18 protein-coding genes and 4 tRNA genes are annotated in these 19590 nt (G+C 70.5%); 3 read left to right on the forward strand and 19 right to left on the reverse strand.

Annotation, left to right across the window (positions count from 1 at the left end):
- Window positions 1-88 precede the first annotated feature (88 nt).
- From ACIP9D_RS16585 to ACIP9D_RS16665, 17 genes are all read right to left on the reverse strand, one after another.
- Window positions 89-3520, reverse strand: coding sequence for a DNA-directed RNA polymerase subunit beta (locus ACIP9D_RS16585; RefSeq protein WP_350871185.1), 3432 nt, complete (start codon window positions 3518-3520; stop codon window positions 89-91).
- 571 nt (window positions 3521-4091) lie between these two features.
- Window positions 4092-4475, reverse strand: coding sequence for a 50S ribosomal protein L7/L12 (gene rplL / locus ACIP9D_RS16590; RefSeq protein WP_350871182.1), 384 nt, complete (start codon window positions 4473-4475; stop codon window positions 4092-4094).
- Window positions 4476-4531: 56 nt separating this feature from the next.
- Complete coding sequence (gene rplJ / locus ACIP9D_RS16595) at window positions 4532-5077, reverse strand: 50S ribosomal protein L10 (protein ID WP_350871180.1); 546 nt, start codon at window positions 5075-5077, stop codon at window positions 4532-4534.
- A gap of 359 nt (window positions 5078-5436) precedes the next feature.
- Window positions 5437-6126: a hypothetical protein gene (locus tag ACIP9D_RS16600; protein ID WP_350871177.1), complete on the reverse strand. Its 690-nt coding sequence runs from the start codon at window positions 6124-6126 to the stop codon at window positions 5437-5439.
- Window positions 6123-6938, reverse strand: coding sequence for an ATP-binding cassette domain-containing protein (locus ACIP9D_RS16605; protein WP_350871174.1), 816 nt, complete (start codon window positions 6936-6938; stop codon window positions 6123-6125). The genes ACIP9D_RS16600 and ACIP9D_RS16605 overlap by 4 nt, the downstream gene beginning before the upstream one ends.
- Before the next feature lie 275 nt (window positions 6939-7213).
- Window positions 7214-7930 carry a 50S ribosomal protein L1 gene (gene rplA, locus ACIP9D_RS16610; protein WP_350875472.1) on the reverse strand — a complete coding sequence of 239 codons (717 nt, stop codon included), beginning with the start codon at window positions 7928-7930 and terminating at the stop codon, window positions 7214-7216.
- A gap of 83 nt (window positions 7931-8013) precedes the next feature.
- Complete coding sequence (gene rplK / locus ACIP9D_RS16615) at window positions 8014-8445, reverse strand: 50S ribosomal protein L11 (protein WP_350875474.1); 432 nt, start codon at window positions 8443-8445, stop codon at window positions 8014-8016.
- 188 nt (window positions 8446-8633) lie between these two features.
- The gene (gene nusG / locus ACIP9D_RS16620) at window positions 8634-9356 is read right to left on the reverse strand and encodes a transcription termination/antitermination protein NusG (protein WP_350875476.1); all 723 of its coding nucleotides are present in this window, start codon (window positions 9354-9356) and stop codon (window positions 8634-8636) included.
- Window positions 9357-9395: 39 nt separating this feature from the next.
- Window positions 9396-9788, reverse strand: coding sequence for a preprotein translocase subunit SecE (secE, locus tag ACIP9D_RS16625; RefSeq protein ID WP_350875478.1), 393 nt, complete (start codon window positions 9786-9788; stop codon window positions 9396-9398).
- A 213-nt stretch (window positions 9789-10001) separates the two neighbouring features.
- A tRNA-Trp gene (locus ACIP9D_RS16630) sits at window positions 10002-10074 on the reverse strand.
- A 217-nt stretch (window positions 10075-10291) separates the two neighbouring features.
- The gene (locus ACIP9D_RS16635; protein WP_350875480.1) at window positions 10292-10684 is read right to left on the reverse strand and encodes a MaoC family dehydratase; all 393 of its coding nucleotides are present in this window, start codon (window positions 10682-10684) and stop codon (window positions 10292-10294) included.
- Window position 10685: 1 nt separating this feature from the next.
- Window positions 10686-11132 carry a MaoC family dehydratase N-terminal domain-containing protein gene (locus ACIP9D_RS16640; protein WP_350875482.1) on the reverse strand — a complete coding sequence of 149 codons (447 nt, stop codon included), beginning with the start codon at window positions 11130-11132 and terminating at the stop codon, window positions 10686-10688.
- A gap of 123 nt (window positions 11133-11255) precedes the next feature.
- A complete protein-coding gene (rpmG, locus tag ACIP9D_RS16645; RefSeq protein ID WP_007073056.1) occupies window positions 11256-11423 on the reverse strand; it encodes a 50S ribosomal protein L33 in 168 nt (55 codons plus the stop codon).
- 132 nt (window positions 11424-11555) lie between these two features.
- A tRNA-Met gene (locus tag ACIP9D_RS16650) sits at window positions 11556-11628 on the reverse strand.
- A 24-nt stretch (window positions 11629-11652) separates the two neighbouring features.
- A tRNA-Thr gene (locus tag ACIP9D_RS16655) sits at window positions 11653-11725 on the reverse strand.
- 93 nt (window positions 11726-11818) lie between these two features.
- Window positions 11819-14347, reverse strand: a complete 2529-nt coding sequence (locus ACIP9D_RS16660) for a bifunctional diguanylate cyclase/phosphodiesterase (RefSeq protein ID WP_350875483.1) — start codon at window positions 14345-14347, stop codon at window positions 11819-11821.
- Between the two features lie 53 nt (window positions 14348-14400).
- The gene (locus tag ACIP9D_RS16665) at window positions 14401-14562 is read right to left on the reverse strand and encodes a hypothetical protein (protein WP_350875485.1); all 162 of its coding nucleotides are present in this window, start codon (window positions 14560-14562) and stop codon (window positions 14401-14403) included.
- A 900-nt stretch (window positions 14563-15462) separates the two neighbouring features.
- On the opposite strand from ACIP9D_RS16665, the gene ACIP9D_RS16670 reads away from it, so the two are divergent.
- Complete coding sequence (locus ACIP9D_RS16670) at window positions 15463-16389, forward strand: hypothetical protein (protein WP_350875487.1); 927 nt, start codon at window positions 15463-15465, stop codon at window positions 16387-16389.
- 250 nt (window positions 16390-16639) lie between these two features.
- On the opposite strand, the gene ACIP9D_RS16675 is transcribed toward ACIP9D_RS16670, so the two are convergent.
- A tRNA-Tyr gene (locus ACIP9D_RS16675) sits at window positions 16640-16723 on the reverse strand.
- 149 nt (window positions 16724-16872) lie between these two features.
- Here ACIP9D_RS16675 and ACIP9D_RS16680 point away from each other — a divergent pair.
- Window positions 16873-17367 (forward strand): YajQ family cyclic di-GMP-binding protein, encoded by a 495-nt coding sequence (locus ACIP9D_RS16680; protein WP_350875490.1) that lies wholly within the window; start codon window positions 16873-16875, stop codon window positions 17365-17367.
- A 268-nt stretch (window positions 17368-17635) separates the two neighbouring features.
- Window positions 17636-18244: a class I SAM-dependent methyltransferase gene (locus ACIP9D_RS16685; RefSeq protein ID WP_350875493.1), complete on the forward strand. Its 609-nt coding sequence runs from the start codon at window positions 17636-17638 to the stop codon at window positions 18242-18244.
- Window positions 18245-18284: 40 nt separating this feature from the next.
- Here the strand turns inward: ACIP9D_RS16685 and ACIP9D_RS16690 are convergent, their stop codons facing one another.
- The gene (locus ACIP9D_RS16690; RefSeq protein ID WP_350875494.1) at window positions 18285-19544 is read right to left on the reverse strand and encodes an MFS transporter; all 1260 of its coding nucleotides are present in this window, start codon (window positions 19542-19544) and stop codon (window positions 18285-18287) included.
- Between the last annotated feature and the right edge of the window lie 46 nt (window positions 19545-19590).

Below are 19590 nucleotides of genomic sequence, written 5' to 3' on the forward strand. Positions count from 1 at the left end.
TTATATATCCCTCACACGTCGCTTGTGCGCCAGCAGCTCATCGGGGTCGGGGTTCCGGGGGCGGTGACCCGCCCCCGGAACCTCGACGTCACACTTCCTCGACCGAGCTCGGCTCGCGCCGGGACAGGTCGATGCCCAGCTCCTCGGCGGCCCGGAACACCTCGTCGTCGGTCTCGCGCATCTCCAGGGCCACGCCGTCGCTGGAGAGCACCTCGACATTGAGGCACAGCGACTGCAGCTCCTTGAGGAGCACCTTGAACGACTCCGGGATGCCCGGCTCCGGGATGTTCTCGCCCTTGACGATGGCCTCGTAGACCTTCACCCGGCCGAGAACGTCGTCGGACTTGATCGTCAGCAGCTCCTGCAGGGCGTACGCGGCGCCGTACGCCTGCATCGCCCAGCACTCCATCTCACCGAAGCGCTGGCCACCGAACTGCGCCTTACCACCCAGCGGCTGCTGCGTGATCATCGAGTACGGACCGGTCGACCGAGCGTGGATCTTGTCGTCGACCAGGTGGTTGAGCTTCAGGATGTAGATGTAGCCGACCGCGATCGGGTCCGGCAGCGGCTCGCCGGAGCGACCGTCGAACAGCTGCGCCTTGCCGCTGGAGCCGATCAGCTGGTTGCCGTCCCGGTTGGGCAGGGTCGACGCGAGCAGACCGGAGATCTCCGCCTCGCGGGCACCGTCGAAGACCGGAGTGGCCACGTTGGTGTCCGGCTCGGACTCGTTGGCGCCGATCGAGTGGAGCTGACGCTTCCAGTCGGTGTCCTCGCCGTCGACCTTCCAGCCGGTCTTGGCCACCCACCCGAGGTGGGTCTCCAGGACCTGACCGATGTTCATCCGGCTCGGCACGCCGAGCGGGTTGAGCACGATGTCGACCGGGGTGCCGTCCTCAAGGAACGGCATGTCCTCGATCGGAAGGATCTTGGAGATGACGCCCTTGTTGCCGTGCCGGCCGGCGAGCTTGTCGCCGTCCTGGATCTTCCGCTTCTGGGCGACGTAGACCCGTACCAGCTCGTTGACACCCGGCGGCAGCTCGTCGCCGTCCTCGCGGGAGAAGGTACGCACGCCGATGACCGTGCCGGTCTCACCGTGCGGCACCTTCAGCGAGGTGTCCCGGACCTCGCGCGCCTTCTCGCCGAAGATCGCGCGGAGCAGCCGCTCCTCCGGGGTCAGCTCGGTCTCACCCTTGGGCGTGACCTTGCCGACCAGGATGTCGCCGGGGACGACCTCGGCGCCGATCCGGATGATGCCGCGCTCGTCGAGGTCGGCGAGCATTTCCTCGCTGACGTTCGGGATGTCGCGGGTGATCTCCTCCGGACCGAGCTTGGTGTCCCGGGCGTCGACCTCGTGCTCCTCGATGTGGATCGAGGTGAGCACGTCCTGCTGCACGAGGCGCTGCGACAGGATGATCGCGTCCTCGTAGTTGTGCCCCTCCCAGGTCATGAAGGCCACGAGCAGGTTGCGCCCGAGTGCCATCTCGCCCTCGTCGGTGCACGGACCGTCGGCGATGACCTGACCGGCCTCGACGCGGTCGCCCTCGAAGACCACCGGCTTCTGGTTGACGCAGGAGCCGGCGTTGGAGCGGCGGAACTTGTGCAGCAGGTAGGTCCGGCGGTGGCCGTCGTCCTGGTGCACGGTGATGTAGTCGGCGCAGAGGTCCTCGATGACCCCGCCGACCTCGGCGACGACCACGTCACCGGCGTCGACGGCGGCCCGGTACTCCATGCCGGTGCCGACCAGCGGCGACTCGGCCTTGACCAGCGGCACCGCCTGGCGCTGCATGTTCGCGCCCATCAGCGCCCGGTTGGCGTCGTCGTGCTCGAGGAACGGGATCATCGCGGTGGCGACCGAGGTCATCTGCCGCGGCGACACGTCCATGTAGTCCACGGCGCCCGGCGCGACGTCCTCGGTCTCGCCGCCCTTACGGCGGACCAGGACGCGATCCTCGGCGAACGTGCCGTCGGCCTTCAACGGCGCGTTGGCCTGGGCCTTGACGAACCGGTCCTCCTCGTCCGCGGTCAGGTAGTCGATCTGGTCGGTGACCCGACCCTCGACGACCTTCCGGTACGGCGTCTCGATGAAGCCGAACGGGTTGACCCGGGCGAAGGTGGAGAGCGCGCCGATCAGGCCGATGTTCGGGCCTTCCGGCGTCTCGATCGGGCACATCCGGCCGTAGTGGGACGGGTGCACGTCGCGGACCTCGAAGCCGGCCCGCTCCCGGGACAGACCACCCGGGCCGAGCGCGCTCAGCCGGCGCCGGTGGGTCAGACCCGCCAGCGGGTTGGTCTGGTCCATGAACTGGGACAGCTGCGACGTACCGAAGAACTCCTTGATCGCCGCCACCACCGGGCGGATGTTGATCAGGGTCTGCGGCGTGATCGCCTCGACGTCCTGCGTGGTCATCCGCTCGCGGACGACCCGCTCCATCCGGGACAGGCCGACCCGGACCTGGTTCTGGATCAGCTCGCCCACGGTACGCAGGCGCCGGTTGCCGAAGTGGTCGATGTCGTCGGCCTCGTAGCCCTCCTCACCGGCGTGCAGCCGGCAGAGGTACTCCACGGTGGCGACGATGTCGTCCTCGGTCAGCGTGCCGGTGGTGATCGGCACTTCCAGCTCGAGCTTCTTGTTGAACTTGTAACGACCGACCTTGGCGACGTCGTACCGCTTCGGGTTGAAGAAGAGGTTGTCGAGCAGGGTCTGGGCGTTCTCGCGCGTCGGCGGCTCGCCAGGGCGCAGCTTGCGGTAGATGTCTAGCAGCGCCTCATCGGCGCCGGCGATGTGGTCCTTCTCGAGCGTGGTCATCATCAGCTCGGACCAGCCGAACCGCTCGCGGATGCGCTCGGCCGACCATCCGATGGCCTTGAGCAGGACCGTGACGGCCTGCCGACGCTTGCGGTCGATGCGGACGCCGACCGTGTCGCGCTTGTCGATGTCGAACTCCAGCCAGGCACCCCGGCTCGGGATGACCTTGACGCTGGAGAGGTCGCGGTCGGAGGTCTTGTCCGGCTGCTTGTCGAAGTAGACGCCCGGGGACCGGACGAGCTGGCTGACCACCACGCGCTCGGTGCCGTTGATGATGAAGGTGCCCTTGGGCGTCATCATCGGGAAGTCACCCATGAACACCGTCTGGCTCTTGATCTCGCCGGTGGTGTTGTTGGTGAACTCCGCGGTCACGAACAGCGGGGCACAGTAGGTCAGGTCCTTCTCCTTGCACTCCTCGATCGAGGCCTTGACCTCGTCGAAGCGCGGAGCCGAGAAGGAAAGCGACATGGTGCCGGAGAAGTCCTCAATGGGACTGATCTCGTCGAGGATCTCCGCGAGACCCGAGCGTGCGTGCGGGTCGTCCGCCGACCGGCCCTGCCAAGCCTCGTTGCCGACGAGCCAGTCGAAGGACTCGTTCTGGATGGCAAGGAGGTTGGGGACCTCGAGGTGTTCGGTGATCCTGCCGAATGAAACTCGGCGGGGAGCGAAAGCGCTCGACGTACGACTGGTCTTCGCAGGGCGGGAAGCTGCCAAGATGCGTCCTTCCGAGGACCGGTGCTGCAGAACGGCTGGTACGCGTGCACTCCAATGACCCCACCAGAAATATCCGCAAACGGACATTTCCGCGCAGGGGTCAAGACGGAAGGCAGCGCAAACTAGCAGTGTAGCCGAGAGGCTAACCGCTGTCCAGCCCACCCCGCAGGTCATTGCGGAACGTGCCTCGGGACGCCGGAAAACCGGGTCAACCGGGCCGCTCGGAACGCAACGCCCTGCCGGGCCGCCTGGGTGCTGCGGCCGATGGTGCCAGTGCCGCATTACCCACGTGGTGGCCGTCGCAAGCGCGGAAGGTCTTGCTGGTGTCAGCGTGCCTGGCAGCCCGGGGCCGCGTCAAGGGCCGGCCACCGGGTCGCGACGTCTTTCCCGCCGGTCCACCACCGCGGCCCGCCGCCGCCGTACCGGCCCCAGGTCCCGGACGCCCTGCTCACGCGCGGTGTCGCCGGGGTCACCAACACAGCGGGCGGCGATCCGGTGTCGGATCGCCGCCCGCCGCGACGCGGTGTGTGCTCCGGCTCACTGAGCCGGACACGCGCAGGTGGAGCTCAGGTCACTTGAGGGTGACCTTGGCGCCCTCGCCCTCGAGCTTGGCCTTGGCCTTCTCGGCGGTCTCCTTGTTGGCCTTCTCCAGGACGGCCTTCGGAGCGGCCTCGACCAGGTCCTTGGCCTCCTTGAGGCCCAGGCCGGTCAGCTCGCGCACGACCTTGATGACCTGGATCTTCTTGCCACCGTCGGCGTCGAGGATGACGTCGAACTCGTCCTTCTCCGGCTCCGCCTCGGCGGCGGCCGGGGCGCCACCGGCGGCGGCCACGGCGACCGGGGCGGCCGCGGTGACCTCGAAGGTGGTCTCGAACTGCTTCACGAACTCGGAGAGCTCGATCAGCGTCATCTCCTTGAACGCGTCGAGCAGCTCGTCGGTGCTGAGCTTCGCCATGTCTGGCGTCCTTTCAACGTAAGTTACTAAGACTGAACTGGGTACGCCGGGAGGCCTCAGGCCGCCTCGGCGCCCTCCTTCTCGCGCTTGTCCTGCAGTGCCGCCGCCAGGCGGGCGGTCTTCGACAGCGGGGCCTGGAACAGGGCCGCGGCCTTGCTCAGGTTGCCCTTCATCGCGCCGGCCAGCTTGGCCAGCAGCACCTCACGGGACTCCAGGTCGGCGAGCTTCGTGACCTCGGCCGCGGAAATGGCCTTGCCCTCGAAGACGCCGCCCTTGATGACGAGCTTCGGGTTGGCCTTCGCGAAGTCGCGAAGCCCCTTCGCCGCCTCGACGACGTCGCCCGAAACGAAAGTCAGCGCGGTAGGACCGGAGAACAGCTCGTCGAGGCCGGAGATACCCGCGTCCGTCGCGGCACGCTTGGCCAGCGTGTTCTTCGCGACCGTGTAGGTGGTCTCCTTGCCGAGCGAGCGCCGGAGCTGGGTGAGCTGGGAAACCGTCAGACCGCGGTACTCGGTCAGCACGGTGGCACCCGCGCTGCGGAAGCTCTCGGTCAGCTCAGCGACGGCCGTGGCCTTGTCGGCCCGGATCGGCTTGTCCGCCATGTCCCTCCTCTCTCGTTGCTCGAGGCTGGTCGCCGTCGGAAGCGGTCGCTCTCGACGGCAGCTCAGGAAACGCGACAACGAAAAAGCCCCGGCGCAGGGCGCACGGGGCGAGGGCCGGCGGGTGGACACGGTCGGCGGACCATGTTTCCTGCCGAGTTACGCTTGCCGCCCTACGCGGGTCGCCCGTCGTCGCGGGACCTTCGACCGTGCCGAAGCACGGTGACCAGCGGTCTCTGGGTGGTTCCTCATCCATGACAACACGGATGACGGTTGAACAGTACGCGACCTCGCCACCAGCGCCAAATCGCCCCCTGTGCTCCCGGCCACACCCGGCCCGGCGCCCGGATCCCCCGATCCGGTCAGCCCCGGGCCCGGCGCCGCCACAGGTAGCCGCCGGCCGCGGCGCTGCTCCATGCCAGCGCCCAGGCGGTCAGCCCGAGCAGGGTGAGCGCGGCGGCGTCGCCGGCGGTGGTCCGGGCGGTGGCCATGATCGGCGGCGCCAGCCAGGGCGCCACCGAGCCGCTGAGGCCGAGCACCACCGCGCCGACGCCGCCGAGGGCGAGCACCGCGACGCCGTACCCGGCACTGCCGACCGACGCCCGGCTGGCCAGCGCACCGAGGGCCACCGCGGCGGGTACGGCCAGCAGGTGCGCCCACAACCCCAGGGCGACGCCGACCGGCACCGACCGGTCCCCCGGCTCGACCGGACCGGTGATCCCGCCGACGAGCCATGGGAAGACCAGCGCGACGGCCACCGCGGCCAGCGCCGCCAGGGTGGCGGCGAGCAGCCCGGCCAGCCGTTCCCGGGCGACACCGACCGCGACCTGGGCCATCCGGCGCTGCACGTCCGGCTCGACGTCCAGCAGGATCTTGGTCTGCCAGGCCAGTACGGGAAAGAGCACCACCGCCGAGACGCCGTACGCCTCGGCCGGCTGGGCCCGGCCGCCGCCGTAGAGGGTGCCGAGCGCGACCAGGCCGGCGAGCAGCGGCGCGAGCGCCCGGCCGGTGCGCAGGAAACCGGCCAACCGCAGCCGCACCAGGGCGATCATCGCGCCTCCCCGGCGGCTCGCTCGACCACCACATCGGCGGCGTCCCCGGTCGCCGCCGGCTCCGGCGGGATGCCGGGCCGGGCGTCGGGGCGTACCCGCAGCACCTGGTGGCCCTCGGCGCGCAACCGGGCGACGGTGCCGGCGACCCGCGCGGCGGGCACCGCGACCTCGACCACGGCGAGCGCCTCGTCCGCCGGTGGCGTCTCCTCGGTCACCGTGCCGTCGGCGACCATCCACCGGTGCGCGCCCGGCAGCCGGACCGTCTCGCCCCGGTGGTCGCTGACCAGGACCGAACCGCCGGCGGTCAGCACCTCGTCGACAAGCTCGGGCACCAGCTCACGGGTGGCGGCGTCCAGGCCCTCCCACGGCTCGTCGAGCACCAGCAGGCCGGGTGGGCGCAGCATCGCCTGGGCCAGGCCGACCTTCTGGGCGGTGCCCTTGGACAGCTCCGGCAGCCGGACCGCGCGGAACGGGGCCAGCCCGAGCCGGTCGGTCCAGGCCGCCACCGCCTCGTCGGCCGCCGCGCGGCCCAGCCCGGCCACCCGGGCCATTCCGCTCAGGTAGCGGTCCACGGTGAAGGGCTGGTCGGCCGGGAAGCGCTCCGGCACCCAACCCACCCGGGCGGGGCGCTCGGTGACCCGGCCCCGGCCCGGCCGGAGCACCCCGGCGGCCACCTGGAGCAGCGTCGACTTGCCCACCCCGTTGCGGCCCAGCACGACCGCCACCTCACCCGGACCGATCCGCACCCGCACGTCCCGCAGCACCCACGGCCCGCGCCGGTGGTACCGCAACCAGACGTTCTCCAGCCGCATGCGGTCGAGCCTGCCACACCTCAGACGCGCCGGGGCGGCCCCCCCCCCCGGGGGGGGGCCCCCGGGGGGGGGGGGGGGGGGGCGGGCCCGGGGGCCGCCCCCCCCCCCCGGGGTGACACCCCGGGGGGGGGGGGGGGCCGCCCGGGCCCCCCCGCCCCGCGGGTTGCACCCACACCCTCCCTTCCCCCCCCCCGGTGGGCACTCCCCACCCAAACCCGGGCGGGGGGGGCCCCCCCCCGCGGGGGGGCGCCGCCCCGGTGGAGCGGAGTGTCGGCTCAGGCCTCGGCCGAGCCCTCCTGCAGGTTCTTCACCACGTTCGGGTCGACCGGGACGCCCGGGCCCATGGTGGTGGTGAGGACGACCTTCTTGAGGTACTTGCCCTTCGCCGCGGACGGCTTGGCCCGCAGCACCTCGTCGAGCACCGCGGCGTAGTTGTCCACCAGCTGGCTCTCCGAGAAGGAGGCCTTGCCGATGATCAGGTGCAGGTTGGAGTGCTTGTCCACCCGGAAGGTGATCTTGCCACCCTTGATGTCCTGCACCGCCTTGGTGACGTCCATGGTCACCGTGCCGGTCTTCGGGTTCGGCATGAGACCGCGCGGGCCCAGGATCCGCGCGATCCGGCCGATCTTGGCCATCTGGTCCGGCGTGGCGATCGCCGCGTCGAAGTCGAGCCAACCACCCTGGATGCGGGCGACCAGCTCGTCGGTGCCCACCTCGTCCGCACCCGCCGCGGCGGCCTCTTCGGCCTTCGCGCCGGCGGCGAAGACGATCACGCGGGCGGTCTTACCGGTGCCGTGCGGCAGGTTGACCACGCCGCGGACCATCTGGTCCGCCTTGCGGGGGTCGACGCCGAGGCGCATGGCGACCTCGACCGTGGCGTCGAACTTGACGTTGGTGGTCTCCTTGGCCAGCTTCACGGCCTCGGCGGGGGTGTAGAGCTTCGACCGGTCGATGACGTCGGCGGCCTTGCGGTAGCTCTTGCTGCGCTGCATGTCTGCTTACTCCTGTGGTCTCTGGCGGGCCGCGGCGTCCGCGCGCCCTCCCACGATCCGTACGGGTCGGTGCTGAAGCGAGGTCAGTCGCTGACGGTGATGCCCATCGAGCGGGCGGTGCCGGCGATGATCTTCTCGGCCTGGTCGAGGTCGTTGGCGTTGAGGTCGGCCATCTTCTTCTCGGCGATCTCACGCAGCTGGGCCCGGCTGACCGAGCCGACCTTCTCGGCCTGCGGGACGCCCGAACCCTTCTGCACACCGGCGGCCTTGATCAGCAGCCGGGCGGCGGGCGGGGTCTTCAGGACGAAGGTGAAGGTCCGGTCCTCGTAGACGCTGATCTCGGCGGGGACGATGTCGCCCCGCTGGGACTCGGTCTGCGCGTTGTAGGACTTGCAGAACTCCATGATGTTCACGCCGTGCTGGCCGAGCGCGGGGCCGACCGGCGGCGCCGGCGTGGCCTGGCCCGCCGGCAGCTGAAGCGTGAACGTCTTGACGAGCTTCTTCTTCGGAGGCATGTCTCTTCCTGGGGCTTGGAGCTTGGGAAAATGCGGCTGACACCGCTCTCGGGGCGCGCACGGTCAGCGCGGTGCGACAGCGGCGACGTTCAAGAGTAGCGCAGGCCGGAACCCGCTCGTTCGCCGAGGTGCGGCGGGCGGACGTACGGCGACGCCGGCGGCGGGCTGAGCCCACCGCCGGCGGCCGGTCAGATCTTGGCGACCTGGTTGAAGTTCAGCTCGACCGGCGTCTCGCGGCCGAAGATCGACACCAGCACCTTGAGCTTCTGCTGGTCGGCGTTGATCTCGCTGATCGTCGCCGGCAGCGACGCGAAGGCGCCGTCGGTGACGGTGACCGAGTCGCCGACCTCGAAGTCGAGGACCTTGATCTCGGGCTTCGCCTTCTTCTGCTCGGTCTCCACCGCCGGGGCCAGCCACTTGAGGACCTCGTCCAGCGAGAGCGGCGCCGGCCGGTCGGCCCGGTCGGTCGCGCCGACGAAGCCGGTGACCCCCGGCGTATTGCGTACGCAGGAGTAGGACTCGGCGGTCAACTCCATCCGGACCAGGATGTAGCCCGGGAAGACCTTCGCCTGGACCTGCGACCGCTTGCCGTTCTTGACCTCGACTTCTTCCCGGGTCGGCACCTCGACCTGGTAGATGTAGTCCTCCATGTCGAGGCTGGTGATCCGGGTCTCGAGGTTGGTCTTGACCTTGTTCTCGTAGCCGGCGTAGGAGTGCACCACGTACCAGTCGCCCGGCGCGTAGCGCAGCTTCTGGCGCAGCTCGGCGACCGGGTCGTAGTCCTCGTCCGGCGCGGGCTCGGTGGTCGGGAATTCCGGCTCGCTGGCGGCCTCGACCGACTCGTCGTTCGCCGCCGTCGCCACCGTGGACTGCTCGTCCGCGGGTCCGGCGGTCTCGTCGTACTCAGGCACGCTCGCTCACTTCCGTCACTATCGGCTTGCGGCAGCCGGTCAGCTGGGGTTGCCGAAGACCCACAGCACGCCCTTGGCGAAGCCGAAGTCCAGGACACCCACGATCGTCAGCATCACCGCGACGAAGACGACCACCACCGCCGTGTAGGTCAGCAACTCCTTGCGGGTCGGCCAGATGACCTTACGCAGTTCGGCCACGACCTCGCGGAAGAACCGGGCGATGCGGCCGAACAGGCCCACCCGGTCGGTCTCCGCCCGGGTCTTCGGCCGGCTGTCGGCGGACTCGGCCCGGGCGCGCGACCGGGTCGCGGTGCCACCCCGGGAAACCGGCTCGTCCCCGTCGGTGGCGTCGTCGTCGGCCACGTCGTCGACGACATCGTCGTTCAGGCGGTCGTCGCCGGCGTCCTCGCCGCGCCGCTTGTTCTCGGCCACTTCGCCCTCCGTCGCGGGGTCTTGGTTCCGCACGCCGGGTGGCGTGCGCGGCGCTGGTCACGCCAGCCGGACCAAACCGTCCCGCGACGGGCCGCGGCCGGCGGATCGACCGGTGGGCCCGATGCCTCGGAACCACCCCGTCGAAGCCACCACCACGGGCCGGACGCCGCCGTCTCGGCGGCGCGACCCACGGGAACGGTCAGGCCTGAGGCGCAGGGGTGACAGGACTTGAACCTGCAGCCTGCGGTTTTGGAGACCGCTGCTCTGCCAATTGAGCTACACCCCTGTGCGGCAACGCTCGCCCCACCCGACACAGACGGCCGAGCAGGGGTCACTTGCCCCACGGCGGACCAGTGTACGGGTAGGCGCTCGACTTTCCCAACCGGTCCACCCCTCGCGCGTCGGCGAGCCGGCCGGCCGCTGCCCGCCGGGACGGTTCCGACGTCGCCCGACGAGCATTCGGCCGGCCGGCCGGGCGGCGAGCGCCCGGGCCGAGCGGTCGGTCAGCGGGCCGTCCGGATGGTGGCCCGAGCCTGCGAGAGCACCTTCTCCCCCAGGCAGGTGGCGGTCACGTCGAGCCGGGTGAGGCCGTCCTCGGTGACCTCACGTACGACCGCGGTCACCTCGATCTCGGTGCCGTGGTCGTCGTCGGGCACCACGACCGGGCGGGTGAACCGGACGCCGTACTCGACCACCGCGTCCGGGGCGCCGGCCCACTCCGTCACCGCGCGGCCGACCAGGGCCATGGTGAACATGCCGTGGGCGATCACCCCGGGCAGCCCCACCTTGGTGGCGAACCGGTCACTCCAGTGGATCGGGTTGAAGTCGCCGGACGCGCCCGCGTAGCGGACCAGGTCCGCGCGGGTCACCCGGAACGTCCTGGGTGGCAGCTCCATCTCAGGCCTCCCCGCGTACGACGAGCTTGGACCAGACGGCGACCACCGGCTCGCCGGCGGCGGTGGTGACGTCGGTGCGGGTGGTCAGGAAGCCGTGCCCACCCCGCGTGGTGATGTCCTCGATGGTGTTGACGCAGACCAGCTCGTCGCCGGCGACCACCGGCCGGGTGTACGCGAACCGCTGGTCGCCGTGCACCACCCGGCTGTAGTCGACGCCGAGCGCCGGATCCTCGATGATCTGCCGGTTGGCGGCCATGGTGATCACGAAGGGGAAGGTCGGCGGGGCCACCACGTCGGGGTGCCCGAGCGCGCGGGCGGCTTCCGGATCGTGGTGGGCCGGGTCCGTGGCGCCGATGGCGGTCGCGAACTCGCGGATCTTCTCTCGGCCCACCTGGTAGGGGGCGGTCGGCGGATAGCTCCGGCCGACGTAGGACGGGTCCAGGGACATGCCGCGAACCTACACGGAAACACGATCGCCGATCTGCGCGCCCGGTGGCGGCTGGTGCCGCACCGGTCGGTCAGATCGGCGATCGGAGGAGCTTCAGGGGTGGCCGGCGGTGCCGGCCGTAGGTCAGCGGGTCTCGCGGTGGACCGTGTGCCGACCGTCCCGGGGGCAGAACTTCTTCAGCTCGATGCGGTCCGGGTCGTTACGACGGTTCTTGCGCGTGATGTAGTTGCGCTCCTTGCACTCCACACACGCCAAAGTGATCTTCGGCCGGACATCGGTCGCCTTCGCCACGGCGGAGTGCCTTCCTCGCTACGGGTTACAACTACGGCGCATCAGCCTACGCGCTGATGACGCGGACATGCAAAGTGGGCGCCTACGGCGCCCATTCCCACCGACCAACCGGAAACGCCCGGAGGACGAGAGTAGCGGTGGCCGGACTTGAACCGGCGACACAGCGATTATGAGCCGCTTGCTCTGCCATCTGAGCTACACCGCCGCGGTGGGTCCAAGCTGACCCTCGAGCCCCCTTACGGAATCGAACCGTAGACCTTCTCCTTACCATGGAGACGCTCTGCCGACTGAGCTAAGGGGGCCTGCGCGATCTCCCCGTGGGGCGCGCAGAGGTAAGACTACACGGCCCGGGCCGGCAGGTGAAATCGGATCCCCCGCCGGGGAATATGCGCAGGTCAGGGCACGACACGCAGGCGCGGCAGCTCCGCGCCGGAGATCGTTTCCGGGTCGATCTGAGCGCCGAACCACGCCTCCAGGCGCTCGTACGGCAGCGGCCGGCTGAACAGGAAGCCCTGCCCGATCTCGCACCCGATGTCCTGGAGCAACTCCAGGGTCAGCTCGCTCTCCACGCCCTCGGCGACCACGGCCAACCCGAACTGCTGGGAGAGGGTGACCACCGCGTTGACGATCGCCAGATCGCCCGGGTCGGTCGCCATGCCCTCGACGAAGGAGCGGTCGACCTTCACCTCGTGCACCGGCAGCCGCCGTAGGTGGGCCAGGGACGAGTCGCCGGTGCCGAAGTCGTCCACCGAGAGGCGTACGCCCAGGTCGCGCAACCGGCGCAGGGTGGGGATCGGGCGGTCCGTGCCGTCGAGCACGCCGGCCTCGGTGATCTCCAGGGTCAGCCGTTGCGGGGGCACCCCGTACTCGGTGAGCAGCTCCTGGACCCGGTCCGGGAAGTGCTGGTCGGTGAGCGTCCGTGGCGAGAGGTTCACCGCGACCGAGAGCGGCTGGTCGGCCTGGGCCCAGTCCCGGCTGCGCCGCAGCCCCTCCCGGAGCACCACCTCGGTGAGCCGGTCGAGCTGCCCGGTGTGCTCGGCCACCGCGACGAAGTCCTCCGGGGCCACCGTCCCGTGGGTCGGGTGCTCCCACCGGGCCAGGCACTCCACCCCGACCAGCCGGCGGTCCCGCAGGGTGACCTTGGGCTGGAAGTAGACCTCCAGCTCGCCGTCGTCCAGCGCCCGGCGCAGGTCGCCGGCGAGGCCGAGGCGCCGCAGCGACCGGGACTCCAGGGCCGGGTTGAACAGCTGCACGCTGCCCGGGACCGACTTCGCCGCGGTCGCGGCCAGGTCGACCCGTTGCAGCAGGGTCGCCGCGTCACTGCCGTGATCCGGGTGTACGGCGACCCCGACCGCGGTGTCCACGTCCAGGGTGAGCGCGTCGAAGACCATCTCGTCGCGGATCTGCTCGCGCAGCTGGGCGGCCAGTTCCAGCGCCGCCTCGGCGCTCTCCAGCCGCATGGTCACCAGGAACTCGTCGCCCCCGGCCCGGCCGACCAGGGCCGACGACGGCGCCGAGGCGCGCAGCCGGTTGGCCACCTCCGCCAGGACCTTGTCGCCGGCGGCGTGACCCAGCGACTCGTTGACCTGCCGCAGCCCGTCGACGTCGAAGAGGAGCAGCGCCACCACCTCGCCGGGCGCCCGGATCTTGACCGACTCGTCGAGCGCGCCGGTGATCCGCCGCCGGTTGGGCAGCTTGGTGAGGCCGTCGTGGTAGGCGTCGTGCCGCAGCCGGTCGACCAGCCGGGAGTTCTCCAGGGCGACCGCGGCGTGCGCGGCCACCGTCTCGAAGAGAGGAACGTCGTTACGGACGAAGTAGTTGCTGTCGCCGAGCCGGTTCGCGATCTCGAGTGTGCCGATGATCGCTTGGCCGGACCGCAGAGGCAGCACGATCACGTCCTTGACCCGTTGCGCTGACAGATCTGCACGCAGGTCAGGGTCGGTGGTCATACCGCGGCCGACGGCGACCGTACGGCCCTCGGCCTGCGCGCGCGCTCGAAGCGAGGCGGGTGTCTTGGCGAAGTCGAGCAACCCCGGGTCAGCGTTGCGGGCGGTCAACAACACCTCGGGATGCCGCCCCTGGGCCGGCAGCCAGAGAGTGGCGTACTCCGCCTGCATCAGCGCTCGCACCCGGCCCAGCAACGCGTCGGGCAGAGTGCCGTTCTGCCCGCTCTCGGCCACCGCGCGACTCAGCTCGTACATGTCGGCCAGGGTGCGGTGCTGGCGAAAGAACTGGGCGTACGCCCGGTAGACCAGCGCCAAGGCGGCGATCAGTGCGGCCAGCAGCACGAGCGACCACCAGGTCGCGGCGATGAGGATCAGAACGACAATCCCACTCGCGATGTTGATGGCCGCGGCCAGCAGCGCGGGCGGATATTTCCGGATCGCTTCCCGGCCGGCCTGGCCGCCCTGCAGGAGGGTGTGCACGCCCGCCACCGAGGTGATGCTCACCAGGTTGACCATGCTGGCCGCGACGAACAGGATCAGCCAGGTGGCCGGACCGACACCGCGCACCGGCGGTAGCGCCTGCAGCACCAGGACCGCGAGGGACGAACCCGCAGCGGCCCGCGCGACGTTGAACCAGAACTTGGTGGCACCCAGGCGGTGTCGGAGGTGCGTGATGACGGCCGCGGCCGTGTAGATCGCGACGACGGTGAGCGGACGCACCAGGTAGAAGGCGAGAACCAGCGGGATCTCGGTGAGCGTCACGCCGATGGACTGGCGCCGGACGGTGAAGTTCAGTACCGGCAGACCGGCGGCGACCATGGCCACCAGCAGCGCCGCCGCCAGTGGCCATTCCCCGAAAGGCCGCACGGCGACAAGACCGACAACCGTCGAACAGACGACGGCCAACAACGCCATCGGCCCAGTGATCAGCCAGGCGCGCTCTGTGGACCGGGAGCCGGTGCGGCCTCGATCCGCCATGCCGTGCCCCCTCACCGGCCCCGGTACTTCACATCGTGCAGATGGTACTCAGGTCACGGGTTTACGGGAGTGTTCCAGATGACGTCCATGTTCCAGATGACGTCCATGGTGTGCGCGTTCCCGCTACCCCAGAAGTCGCCGACGAAGACGCCGGCAGCCAGCACAGCGAGCACCAGGAACGAGCCAAGCAGTCGGCCCCGCTTTCGACCAGACATGTTTGCTCCTGTCGGGGAAGTGTCACAGGGATGGTGGAGGTTCCACGATCGTGCCACACGGCGAGTAACCAGAAAAGCGGTGAGGACGCGGCTGGTCCACGCCGGTGACGAGGTTCCACCGTTCAGACCGCCGCCCCCACCGAGGCGGGCCAGATGGCGGGCCTAATGGCGAGGCACGGCGCTTCACTCAGCGCCTGATACGACCTTCAGCACATTTCGTCTCAGCGGCTCGGCCGACCATCGCGCCCGGCCAGCTCAATCACTCTCAGTCACGCGCGCCACTGGCTCCGTCATGCCCCACGAGCCAGACATTGACCACCATACCTGTTCTGTGCGAGTTCGCTAGTAGCTAAGTACGGGATAATTTGGATCATCCACACTCTTCGGTGGATGGCCGGATCAGTCCGACGCCGTACTGCCACGTGGCCCCACGGTGTTGGATGGCGCGCCCGGCCCTCTAGCTGACTCGACCGTTGCCGTCGTCGGCCCACCTCCGCTACGGCGAGGGAGAGGTCCCGGACCCCAGATGTGCGGAAGGTGGGTCAGCGGGTTGTCGCAGGCACCGTGGCGGCTCCCCCGGGGACGAGATCACCGTCGCGGCTGGCCTTGTCGGGCGTCTGCTTGACGAATGTGGCAAGACAGGTGGGTGGACCGGGCTGCTTCGCGTCGGCAGGGTCACCCTCGGCTCCACACGCCGCCAGCGCAACGACAGACCCCAGGACGATTCCTACCCGGACGATCGGCGCTAACCCGTGAGCACCAGCCGGCATAGCCACCCTGCGCGTGACGCGTAGCGAACGGCGAGGCTGTCGGCCATGTGACGGCGCCCTGGCGGAGCGGCGGGACGCGCCTACGCTGAGCGCACGTTCCGCCCGGCGACGCTCCGGAGGGAGCCGTCCCATGCCATCCATCCTCGCCACCGCTCTCCTCGCGGCCGCCTTGACGGCCGCACCCACCGCCACCGCGTCCGCCGCGCCCGGCTATCGCATGGTGGACCTCGGCACCCTCGGCGGCGACAGCAGCTACGCCAGCGCCATGAACGACCGCGGCGACGTGGTCGGCCGCGCCCAGGCTGCCGACGGCACCTACCGCGGGTTCCTCTGGCGCCACGGCCGGATGATCGATCTCGGCGCCTTCAACCCGATCGACGTCAACGACCGCGGCCAGGTCGTCGGCATCCACGACGCCAGCTCCGGCGGGTACGTCTGGCACCGCGGTGTCCTGCGGCCGCTGGGCGATCCGTCCGCCCTGCCCGTGGCGATCAACGATCGCGGCCAGGTCGTCGCCCGCACCGACGCAGGCCCCGTCCTGTGGACGAACGGCCGCGCCCGGCCCTTGCCCCTCGGCGAGGTGTCCGACGTCAACGAGCGCGGCCAGGTCTCCGGCGGGGTGTACGTGCCAGGCGGCATCCACGCCGCCCTGTGGCACAGCGGCCGGGTCACCGACCTCGGCGCCGGCCCCTTCAATCGCAGCAACACGTACGCCCTCAACGACCGCGGCTGGGTGATCGGCTGGCAGTTCTCGGCCGAGCAGTTCGAGCGCGGCATCCTCTGGCGGCACGGCCGCGCCCTGGACGTCGGGACCCTCGGCGGCAGCTTCACCCAGCTGCGGGCGATCAACAACCGTGGCGAGATCCTGGCCAGCTCTCAGGCCGCCGACGGAAGGGCCCGCCCAGCGCTGTGGCGGCGCGGCGTGCTGCACGACCTCAGCCTCGCCGGGGTCAGCACGGACGGCGAGGTCGTCGACCTCGATGACCGCGGCCGCATCGCCGCGTCGATCCGCCCGGTCTCGGGTGTCAGCCGCGCGGTCGTCTACCACCCGCGCTGACGGGGCCGGTTCCGGGCGGCAACCGGTCGCGGTCGGCCGCGGTGACGACCCGGCGCCGTGGACCATGCCGCGGATCATGGCCTCCGCCGCAGCGGACACGCACCGCCGGCGAGGCCGAATCGAGTTGTTCTCGGCGACACGTATGCGACACAGCCAGCGAGATCGAGCGGCGCCAGAGCGGGATTGAGTGAGCTTCACAAGAGAGGCCCCTGACCGGCGTTAGCGCTGGTCAGGGGCCTCTTTCTGCACCTGGTGGCGGGTAGAGGATTCGAACCTCTGTAGCTTTCGCGACGGATTTACAGTCCGCTCCCATTGGCCGCTCGGGCAACCCGCCAGGGCACCCCACCGCGTCGGAACGCGGCGGCGGAAGCAAGGATAGCGGCTCCACCCGGCGATGGCGCAACCGGGTACCGTCAGAGGGTCGTGCCGCTGGTCAGCGGGCGACGGCAGCCCAGAGACCGACCGGACAGCAGGAGCATGAGCATGGCAGCTAACCCGTCGTTCGACATCGTCAGCAAGGTCGAGCACCAGGAGGTCGACAACGCCCTCCGCCAGGCTGAGAAGGAGCTCGCGACGCGGTTCGACTTCCGGGGCACCGGCGCCGAGATCTCCTGGTCGGGCGATGAGGCGATCAGCCTCCAGGCCGAGACTGAGGAGCGGGTGCGGGCCGCACTGGACGTCTTCAAGGAGAAGTTGGTCAAGCGGAACATCTCGCTGAAGTCCCTCGACGCGGGCGACCCGCGGTCGTCGGGCAAGATTTTCAAGATCGACTGCAAGGTGATCCAGGGCATCGACTCCGATAAGGCCAAGGCGATCGGCAAGAAGATCCGCGACGAGGGCCCGAAGGGCGTCCAGGCACAGATCCAGGGCGACCAGCTGCGGGTCACCGGCAAGAAGCGGGACGACCTCCAGGCCGTCATCGCGCTGCTCAAGGGCGAGGACTTCGGCGTCGCCCTCCAGTTCACCAACTACCGGTAACGAGGCCCGGCTGGCCTGGCCATCGGGTCGGCCACGCCCTGTCACCTGGGTAGAGGCCGTCACCAGTGGTCGTCGTTGGTCGCCCCGATCGGCCTCCGACGGCCCGGTGACGGCTTGGCCAGGGACGTCCAGCGTTGGGCGCGGCGGTTGATCCTCGTGGCGGGCTCGGCGCTGCGTCAACGCACGACCAGCCACCGCAGGAACGACGTGCTTCCCGCGCTGGTACCGGGCCTACTCTGCCCCGCCCGAGAGCTCATATAGTCGGGCAGTGACCATGGAACAGGTCCGGCAGGCCTACGCGTCCGTCGCAGAGCTCTACATCGGGCTGTTCGGTACGAGCCAGCAGGTGCACGCGGACGACCTCGCCTTCATCGGGCGACACCTGACGGGCCGGCCGGGCACGGTGCTCGATCTGGGCTGCGGGCCTGGCCACCTCACCGATCACCTTCGATCGCTGGGCGCCGACGCGACGGGCATCGACCTGGTCCCCGAGTTCATCGCCCACGCGCGGGCAGCCCACCCGGGCGGCAGCTACCAACTCGGGTCGTTCGAAGAGCTCGCCGTTGCCGACCACTCCGTCGCCGGCATCCTGGCCTGGGGCTCGTTGATTCATCTACCGCCGGAGGGTCTCGACGGCGTGCTCGCCGAGCTCCGGCGGGTGATGGCCCCGGCCGGGAGGTTGGTGGTTGCCATCTTCGTCGGTGACGAGGTCGCGGCCTTCGACCACAAGGTCGTGACCGCCTATCGCTGGCCCGTCGACGAGTTCTCGGAGCGACTGGCGCGAGCTGGCTTCGCGGAAGTCGAGCGCCTGCAGCGGCCCAGCGAGGGCCCTCATCGACCGCACGCTGCCATCGCGGCGATCACGACCGAAGGGTGAGCTGAGCCGGCTCGCCGTGGCGTTCGGGCAGCGCGAACGGTCAGGCGGGAACGGGCTCCTCCAGGCGTACCGCTGTCGCCTCCGCCCGGGCGATCGGCCCGGCGGGCAGCGCGGCGACCGCGGCCCCGACGGCGACCGCCACCCCGGCGAAGAGGAACGCCCACGGCACGCCGCCGGAGTGGTCGACGATCAGCCCGGCCACCGCGCCGCCGGCCGCGCTCGCCGCGACCGACATGGTGACCACCCAGGTGTACGCCTCGTTCAGCATGCCGGCGGGCGCGATCCGGCCGACCAGCGTGTTCTCCAGGGTGAGCGCGGGCGCGATGGTGGCACCCCCGACGATCAGCGCGATGCCCAGGGCCAACGGGGTGGGCATCAACGCGAAGACGGCGAAGCTGCCGGCCACCGCGGCGAGCAGCCAGGCGAACTGCCGGGTCATCCGCGCCGCCGGCTTGCGTACCCCGAACCAGAACCCGCCGGCCGCGCTGCCGACGCCCCAGACGGCCAGCAGCAGACCGGCGAGGCTCTCCGGGTCGTCGGCGGCGTAGTTGCCGGCGAAGGCCGGCACGGTCACCCCGGCCGCGCCGAACGCGATGCCCAGGCTGGCGACGCAGACCAGCAGGGCCGGGAAGCCGGCGACCCGCAGCGGTCCGAGCCCTCGGGCGTGGTGCTCGCGGGCGTGCGGCTGCCATCCGCGCATCACCCGGCCGAGGGCCACCGCGATGGTGCCGACGAGGGTGAACACGGCCGCGCCCACCAGCGCGGCGGCGGCGTCGGCGACCAGCACGAAGCCGGCCACCAGGAGCGGGCCGAGCACGAAGACGATCTCGAAGAGCGAGGTCTCCGCCGCCAGCGCGGTGTTGCGCAGGTGGTACCGGCCGGAGGTGGGGGCGGTCAGCTCGTTCCAGGCGCCCCGGATCGCGGCGGTCAGCGGCGGGTACGTCGCACCGGCGACGCCGGCGGCGAGGTAGATCCCGGCCAGTCCGTCGGCGCCGGCGCGGCTCGCCAACAAAAGCCCGACCAGGGCCAACGGGTGGGCGACGGCGGTGGCGAGCAACACCGGGCTGGGGCCGACCCGGTCGGCGATCCGGCCGGCGACCGGGCTCAGGGCGGCGCCGGCGATGGCGTAGATCCCGCCGGCCACGGCGGCCAGCGAGTATCGCCCTGTCACCTGCTCGACCACCAGCAGCAGCGCCAGCGGGGTCATACCGATCCCGAGCCGCCCGATGATGCCGGTGATCAGCAGCATCGGCGCGCCGGGAATTCGCCAGACACCCAGATATTGGCGCAGCGCGGCCACCCGAACCTCCCGGCTGTAATGAGCGTAAGACGTTTCGACCCTAACG

This window comes from Micromonospora sp. NPDC093243 (assembly GCF_044753725.1).
GTDB lineage: Bacteria > Actinomycetota > Actinomycetes > Mycobacteriales > Micromonosporaceae > Micromonospora.